Origin of the sequence: Methylobacterium sp. WL19 (assembly GCF_008040005.1) — a bacterium.
GTDB lineage: Bacteria > Pseudomonadota > Alphaproteobacteria > Rhizobiales > Beijerinckiaceae > Methylobacterium > Methylobacterium bullatum.
The window spans coordinates 1-7,726 of record NZ_VRVC01000173.1 but is presented as its reverse complement, the minus strand read 5'-3'; the positions used below and the strand labels follow the sequence as shown (position 1 = coordinate 7,726).

Below are 7,726 nucleotides of genomic sequence, written 5' to 3'. Positions count from 1 at the left end.
CACCACCGCCGCGATGGCACCGACCCCGAGCAGGCCGCGCAGCAGGTCGCGCCGGTCGAACCGGGCGGCGACCACGTCGCCGAAGGTGGCGTTCCGGCTCGGATTCGAACCGGCATCCTCGCCGTCTTCTGCGGCCTGCGAGCGGGTGCGCAGCGGCTCGGTCATGGTGAACTCGTTCCTTGGAATGGATCGAGTTCGAGTTAGGCGCGCCACATGGCGGGCGGATGACGCCGGCGTTCCGGAACCAACCCTGAGTTGGTGCGTTAGCACACATCGAATGTATCTATGGGAGAGCGACATGGCGCCGTCCGCAGCCTTGAGCATGGTGCGCCACGACGATCTCATTCGCGCATCGCAGGCGGCAGGCCGCGCCTTCTCGCCCATCGAGGATGGGCAGGATGAGGGCGCGGTCGCCTCGTCCAGGTTCCTGGCCCTCTCGGCCGTATCGCTGGCGGGGTTCATCGCTAGCTTCGGTATCTTCTTCGTCTTCATCTGAGGTCGACCGTCACGCCGCATCGGCGCGGGGCCTCGCGGCTTCGGGACGCCGTTCCGCGTTGGCGACGACCATGGATTCTTCCTCGCTGTCCTGTGGCTCCCCCCAGAATTCTGCGACGCTCGGCCCGTTCTTCACCAACGGGTCGCGCAGGAAGTTCACGATCTCATAGGACCATACCCGACGCCCCATCCGCGTGTACCAGCGCATGGCGTGGCGTAGTCCCGCGTCGCGATGGAACACGACACGTGCGAGTGCACGCGGGCGAGCCTGGACCGCCACCTCGATGAACTTGAACCACAGCAGCACCCGCCACGGTGCCATGTGCCGGGTCGCCAGCACCTGATGCTTGTAGTCCCAACGGCGTCGATCGGTCTGGATCACCCGCCGATTCGCGGCGATGCTGAAATACGGCGTCCAGCGATGGGGCGTCACGTAGAGCATCTGGATCTGGTCGGGGTCGTAGGACAGGAGCTGGCGCAGGCCGCGCCAGTAATCCCGATCCGTCTCTTCCTCGAACCCGACGACCCAGGTCGCCATGGAGAGGATGCCATGGGCGCGAAGAAGGCGGATCGCCTCGCGGTCCGTAGTGGTGGCGCCGCCCTTCCTGATGCGCGCGAGGGTCGCCTCGTCGGTGCTTTCCAGCCCGAGGAGGAAGCGCGTCCAGCCGGCGCGCTTGTAGAGCTGCAGGATGTCGGCATCGCGCACGATGTCGTCGGCGCGGGTCGAGCCCACGAGGATGAGGTTCACATTCTCCGCGATCAGCGTTTCCAGGAAGACCCGCCACGCCTTCTTCGAGACGGTGGGGTTCTCGTCGGCGAAGTTGATGACCCGCACCCCGTGGTCGCGATGGAGCCGGGCCAGTTCCCTGGCAAACCTCACCGGGTCGCGATGACGCCAGCGGGTCCAGAAGCCACGCTGGCCGCAGTAATTGCAGAGATGCGGACAGCCGCGTGAGAACTGCACGACGACGGCTCTCAGGCCGCCCCAATAGCTGTAGCGGGCATGGTCGATGAGTTCCCAGCCGACGCGGTAGGCGTCGAGGTCGCGGATCACCGGCGCGGCCTGCGTGGCATGGGGACCGTCGCCGCTGCGAAAGGCGATGCCCGGCACGGAGGCGAGGGGCGATCCCGCCGAGAGCGCAGCCATCAGACGGCGCGCCGTTTCCTCGCCCTCCCCGCGCACGATGGCGGTGACGTAGGGCTCGTCCCTCAGGATCTCGCGCCAGTGATAGGTCGGAAACACACCGCCATAGACGATGGGGAGACCCGGCCGGGCGCTCGCCAGTCGAGATGCGAGGTCGGCGATGACCGGATGGCCCGAGGTCGAGCCGGAATGCCCGAACAGGACGGCATCGGGACGGAAGGCCAGAGCCTCCGCGACGATGGCGTCCGGGTCCATCGGGCCGAACTCCCCGTCGATCAGGCGCAGGTCGTGCCCGTCGTCGATGAGGGGGCCGCCGATGGCGAGAAGCCCCAGGGGCGGGAGATGGTCGTCGGGAATGCGGCTGCCGATGGCCGGGTGGGGTACGTTGACGAGGACGATGCGCATGGCTTTCCCTTTCTCCTGTCTCGATCCCCTCAGGCGGCGGCGGACGTGGCATCCAATCCGCCGAATCGCCGGTCGCGGCACCGGTAGGCGGCAAGCGCCTCTTCGAGGTCGGCGGCGCTGAAATCCGGCCAGTGGCGGCGCGTGAAGTGGAGTTCGGCGTAGGCGCTCTCCCAGAGCAGGAAATCGGAGAGCCGCTGCTCGCCGCTGGTGCGGATCACGAGATCCACCTCGGGCACGCAGGCATCGCCCGTCACCAGGGCCGAGAAGGCGGTGCGGGTGATGCCGGGATCGCCGGCGCCAGCGAGGGCGGCGGCGAGGATGGCGTCGCGGGCGGAATAATCGACGGCGATCCGGAGGTGCAGCGCCTTCCCGGCGAAGGTCGCGGCTTCCGCGCGGCCTATGGCGGCGGCGAGACCCTCGGGCAGACGGTCGCGCCGGCCGATCACGCTGAGCCGCACGCCGTTCTCCACCAATCGGGAGACCTCGTTGCGGAGATAGAGCCGGAGGAGCCCCATCAGGGCGGAGACCTCCGCTTCCGGCCGACGCCAGTTGTCGCAGGAGAAGGCGTAGAGGGTGAGGGTGCCGATTCCCTGCTTCGGCGCCGCCTCGACGACCCGGCGGATCGCCTCGACACCTTCCCTGTGGCCGAGTGCGCGGGGCAGGCCGCGCGCCGAGGCCCAGCGCCCGTTGCCGTCCATGATGATCCCGACATGCAGGCCGGGTGTGTGTTCACTTTGCATTACAAAGCTCCTTGGCAAAAAAAGACGGATTTCGGGCGTCAGGCCGGTCGGGCGACGAGGGGGAGGCTCGCGGTTTCGGCGGCCTTGGCAGCGTCCCGGACGACCTGTTCGAGGACGGCGAGGTAGTCGAGGAAACGCGTGCGCCCGGCCTGCGTCAGGTGGCAGGTGGTGAGCGGCCGCGTACCGCCCCGGCCCGTGCCATGACCTTTGCGGATCTCCACGAGGCCGGCCTCCTGCAGCACCTGGAGGTGGCGGCTGAGATTGCCGTCGGTGAGGCCGCAGAGCTGTTTCAGGTCGCCGAAGGCGAGGCCCTTCGGGGCCGCCATCAGCGAGGTGAGGAGGCCGAGCCGGGCCTTCTCGTGGATGACCCGGTCGAGGCCGTCATAAGCGAAAGGTGCCTCAGGCATCGGTCTCCTCCCGGGCGCGGTAGAGGATCGCCGCCATGAGGAACTGGCCGATGGCGAAGGGCATGCCCATGGTCCAGGGCGAGAGGGCATGGTCGGTACTGGCCAGCATCAGCACGGCGAGACCTGCCACCATGTACCAGGCGCCGGGCAGCGCGACGCCCTTCGGCAGGGACCGCACCGAGGCGAAGAGCCCGAGGCTGACGAGCACCTGCCACAGGCCGGGCAGCATCCAGAGGCTTTCCGGCGATACGCGCACCAGGACCAGGGCGAGCAGGGCGCCCGCCGCGCCCGCCGGCAGGAATTGCTCCACCGCGTTCACGATCGCCGTGTCGGTGAGCCCCGCATGGTCGCGCCGCGAACGGGCTCGCATCTCGGCGCCGATGAGGCCGGCGGAGGCCAGGGCGGTGGCGATCCAGCCGCCGAGGAACAGCAGCGGCTGCCCGGTCGGGTCGTCGAGCCAGGCATGCTGGGCCAGGGCGGTGCCGAGGGCGAGAACGCCCGTGGCGGCGATGGCGGAAGGGCCGAACCCGCAGAAGGCGTCGCCGCGGGCGAGCTGCGCGCGGATCGCTACGATATCGGCCAGGGCCTTGTCGAGATCGGACATCCGATGCTCCCGGATCAACTTTGTATCGCAAAGTAAGCCGATCCGATGGCCGCCCGCAAGTGCCTTCCGGCACGCGGGGTCATCGACTGCGGGTTTCCTTCAATCCTGCGCCAGCCGCTCGGCCAGGGTGGGCGACAGGCCGATGCTCTCGATGGACGGTGCCGGCTGCCCCGGCGGCAAGCCGCAGATCGCGGCGGCGAGGACCGCGCGGGTGCCCACTTCCACCGAGCACAGGACGGGCACCGGAACCTGCGGCTGGATGCGCTCGGCGAGGCCGGCGAGCGCTGCCCCGCCGAGGATCACCACATCCGCCCCGTCGCGGAGGGCGCAGGTGGTGCAGGCGGCGGCCAGATCCGCCAGGGCCGCTTCGGGGTCCCGTGCGATGCGGTCTCCCGTTGGGGCGATGGTGCGGATGCCGGCGAGTTTGTCGGACAGGCCGATCCCCGCCACGAACTCCTCCAGCATCGGCCCCCACAGGGCGCCCCCGGTGACGATGGCGAAGCGCCCTCCCCGCGCGGTGGCGGCAAGGCACGAGGCTTCCGCCATTCCCACCACCGGAAGGGGGGAGATCTCGCGGAGCGCCCCGAGCCCCGGATCACCGAAACAGGCGAGATAGACCGCGTCGCAGCCCTCCGCGTGCTCGGCCAGCGCGTCGAGGGCGGCATGGGCCGCAATCGCCGACGCGGCCCGGCTGGTGATGTAGCGGGCGCCGAAGCGCCCGGTGACCGGCACGAACTCGGCGGCGTCGCCCGCCACCCGCCGTGCATGCCGGGTGACAAGGTCGGTGACGGAGTCGGTCGTGTTGGGGTTGATCAGCAGGATGCGCAAAGGGAATCGGTCTCCGGTCAGGCCTTGGCCGTGACCGCCGTCTTACGCATCAGGACGAGATAGATCGAGAAGCCCAGGGCCACGCCGATGAACCAGCTGAAGTTCGCCAGACTCCCCAGGGCCGGGATGACGGCGCAGAGCACCGGCACCAGGGCGGAGGGAATGACGCTGTAGATGGCGGCGCGGTTGTAGCCGCCATCGTACCAATACGTGCCCGTCGGGCTCATCGTGTAGAGGTCGTCCACCACCACGTGCTGCTTCCGCACCACGAAGAAGTCGGCGATCAGGATGCCGAAGAGCGGGCCGATGAACGCGCCGAGGATGTCGAGCGTGTAATGGATCACGGCCGGGTTGTTGTAGAGGTTCCACGGGGTGATGAAGATCGAGGCCACGGCCGCGATCATGCCGCCCATGCGCCAGCTGATGTGCTGCGGCGCCACGTTCGAGAAGTCGAAGGCCGGCGAGACGAAGTTGGCCACGATGTTGATGCCGATCGTCGCCGTCATGAAGGTGAAGGCGCCGAGCACCACCGCGTAGGTGTTGTCGATCTTGCTCACTGTCTCCACCGGATCGATGATGAGATGGCCGAAGACCGGGAGTGTCGACGAGGTGGTGATGACGGTGAGCAGCGAGAAGCCGATGAAGTTCACCGGCAGGCCCCAGAAATTGCCGGCCTTCACCGCCGGGAACGACTTTCCGTAGCGTGAGAAGTCGCCGAAATTCAGCATCGGGCCGGAGAAGTACGAGACGACCAGGGCGACCGCGTTGATCATCACCGGCAGGGCGTCCCAGCCCTGGTACTTCACCTCGCCCAGCGTGAGGCCGACATTCGACACGCCGGCCTTGGCCACGAGGTAGATCGCCAGGGCGATCATCACCACGTAGACGGCGGGGCCGGCCCAATCGATGAACTTGCGGATCGCCTCCATGCCGCGCCAGAACACGAGGGCCTGGATCACCCAAAGGGCCATGAAGGCCGCCCAGCCGAGGCTGGACAGGCCGGCGAAGCCGAACTGGGTTACGTCGGCATAGGGTTTCAGCTCCGGATAGAAGCGCAAGGCCACGATCATGAAGGCGCTGGAGGCGAGGTAGGTCTGGATGCCGTACCAGGCGACCGCGATGAGGCCCCGGATGATGGCGGGGATGTTGGCGCCCTTCACGCCGAAGGAGGCCCGGCAGATCACCGGATAAGGCGTGCCCGTGACTTGGCTCGGCTTGGCCACGAGGTTGCAGAAGAATTGCACGATGAGGATGCCGACGAGCAGCGAGACCAGCACCTGCCAGCTCACGAGGCCGAGGGAGAACAGGCTGCCCGCCGTGATATAGCCGCCGACGCTGTGGACGTCCGACATCCAGAAGGCGAAGAAATTGTAGGTGCCCCAGGTCTGCTTCCTGAGGGGGGCCAGGTCCTCGTTGGTGAGGCGGTCGTCGTAGCCGGGCTTGATCACCACGTCGGCATGGGATGTGGGGACGGCGCCTCCGGACGCGGCCGGTTCGGTGATCGATGCGCTGTGTGACATGAGCCCGGTCCTCCTTCGTCGAGAGGGCCGAAGCCCATGTCCGATGGGCATCGGCCCAAGCAGGGCGTGTGCCAGCTTGGCAGTACTCCCGCTCACTCGGTCGATATCCCGTAGGGTGCGGTATGCACCGGATAAGCGAGGGTGCTCGGCCAGTGGTCGATTGACAAGACACCTCAAGGCTCTAAGTGTCCCGCAACGCGTGTGCGCGGCTGGTCTAGTGTTCGAGCGATCCTTTTCGAACGGACCTCGAAGCCTGGTTCACGACGATCTTCTCCGTGCGGACCCTTACGAGTTCCCGCGCGCAACGGTTCACATCAGCATATGTCTTTTGCCGACCTCGGATTGAGCGACAAGGTCCTCCAGGCCGTCACGGCCGCGGGCTACACGGACCCGACGCCGATCCAGGCTCAAGCCATCCCGCATGTTCTGGCGCGTCGCGACGTGCTCGGCATCGCCCAGACCGGGACCGGCAAGACCGCCGCCTTCACCCTTCCGATGCTCACCCTGCTGGAGAACGGCCGGGCGCGCGCGCGCATGCCGCGCACGCTGATCCTGGAGCCGACCCGCGAACTCGCGGCCCAGGTGGTCGAGAATTTCGATCGCTACGGCCTGAACCACAAGCTCAACGTGGCCCTGATCATCGGCGGCGTCTCCTTCGCCGAGCAGGATGCCAAGCTGATGCGCGGCGCCGACGTGCTGATCGCGACGCCCGGTCGCCTGCTCGACCATTTCGAGCGCGGCAAGCTCCTGCTCACCGGCGTCGAGCTCCTCGTCATCGACGAGGCCGACCGGATGCTCGACATGGGCTTCATCCCCGACATCGAGCGCATCGTGAAGATGGTGCCGTTCACGCGCCAGACCCTGTTCTTCTCCGCCACCATGCCGCCGGAGATCGAGCGGCTGGCGGACGTTTTCCTGCACAACCCGCAGCGGATCGAGGTGGCACGTCCGGCCTCCACCGCAACCACGATCGTACAGAAGCTGGTGGCCGCGGGCTCGGAGGGCCACGAGAAGCGCGACCTCCTGCGCCGGCTCATCCGCGGAGAGGCCGATCTCAACAACGGCATCATCTTCTGCAACCGCAAGCGCGACGTCGCGCTGCTGCAGAAGTCGCTGGCGAGCCACGGCTTCAACGTGGCGGCCCTGCACGGGGACATGGATCAGCGCGCCCGCACCATCGCCCTCGACGGCTTCCGCTCCGGCGAGGTTCCGTTGCTGGTGGCGAGCGACGTCGCGGCCCGCGGCCTCGACATCCCGGCGGTCAGCCACGTCTTCAATTTCGACGTGCCGCATCATCCGGAGGACTACGTCCACCGCATCGGCCGCACCGGCCGCGCGGGTCGTGCCGGCCATGCCTTCACCCTGGTGACCCGCTCCGACGAGCGCTCGGTGACCGCCATCGAGAGCCTGATCGGCCAGCCGATTCCCTGGGCGGAGGGCGATCTCGGCACCCTGGCCGAGCCGTCGGTGGATGTCGTCGAAGAGGGGGAGACCCGGACCCGCCACCGCGGACGCAGTGGCGATGCCGCGCGGCGCTCGCGCGGCGGCGAAGGCGGTCGCTCCGAGGCGGCCAAGCCCGAGGG

8 protein-coding genes are annotated in these 7,726 nt (G+C 68.0%); 2 read left to right on the top strand and 6 right to left on the bottom strand.

What is annotated here, in order from left to right:
* Positions 1-298: 298 nt before the first annotated feature.
* On the top strand, positions 299-496 hold the full coding sequence (locus tag FV220_RS22870) for a hypothetical protein (protein WP_043764315.1): 198 nt from the start codon (positions 299-301) through the stop codon (positions 494-496).
* A gap of 9 nt (positions 497-505) precedes the next feature.
* Here the strand turns inward: FV220_RS22870 and bchE are convergent, their stop codons facing one another.
* The 6 genes from bchE to FV220_RS22840 form a co-directional block, all read right to left on the bottom strand.
* Positions 506-2,044, bottom strand: coding sequence for a magnesium-protoporphyrin IX monomethyl ester anaerobic oxidative cyclase (gene bchE, locus FV220_RS22865; RefSeq protein WP_147833345.1), 1,539 nt, complete (start codon positions 2,042-2,044; stop codon positions 506-508).
* Positions 2,045-2,073: 29 nt separating this feature from the next.
* Positions 2,074-2,784 (bottom strand): di-trans,poly-cis-decaprenylcistransferase, encoded by a 711-nt coding sequence (locus tag FV220_RS22860; RefSeq protein ID WP_147833344.1) that lies wholly within the window; start codon positions 2,782-2,784, stop codon positions 2,074-2,076.
* Between the two features lie 38 nt (positions 2,785-2,822).
* Positions 2,823-3,191 carry a transcriptional regulator gene (locus tag FV220_RS22855; protein WP_147833343.1) on the bottom strand — a complete coding sequence of 123 codons (369 nt, stop codon included), beginning with the start codon at positions 3,189-3,191 and terminating at the stop codon, positions 2,823-2,825.
* Positions 3,184-3,795 carry a hypothetical protein gene (locus FV220_RS22850; RefSeq protein WP_147833342.1) on the bottom strand — a complete coding sequence of 204 codons (612 nt, stop codon included), beginning with the start codon at positions 3,793-3,795 and terminating at the stop codon, positions 3,184-3,186. The genes FV220_RS22855 and FV220_RS22850 overlap by 8 nt, the downstream gene beginning before the upstream one ends.
* A gap of 99 nt (positions 3,796-3,894) precedes the next feature.
* A complete protein-coding gene (locus FV220_RS22845) occupies positions 3,895-4,623 on the bottom strand; it encodes an aspartate/glutamate racemase family protein (RefSeq protein WP_018043454.1) in 729 nt (242 codons plus the stop codon).
* Positions 4,624-4,640: 17 nt separating this feature from the next.
* Positions 4,641-6,143 (bottom strand): NCS1 family nucleobase:cation symporter-1, encoded by a 1,503-nt coding sequence (locus FV220_RS22840; protein ID WP_147833341.1) that lies wholly within the window; start codon positions 6,141-6,143, stop codon positions 4,641-4,643.
* A gap of 321 nt (positions 6,144-6,464) precedes the next feature.
* On the opposite strand from FV220_RS22840, the gene FV220_RS22835 reads away from it, so the two are divergent.
* Positions 6,465-7,726, top strand: a 1,262-nt coding sequence (locus FV220_RS22835; RefSeq protein WP_187273507.1) for a DEAD/DEAH box helicase, incomplete at its 3' end; no start/stop codon positions are given.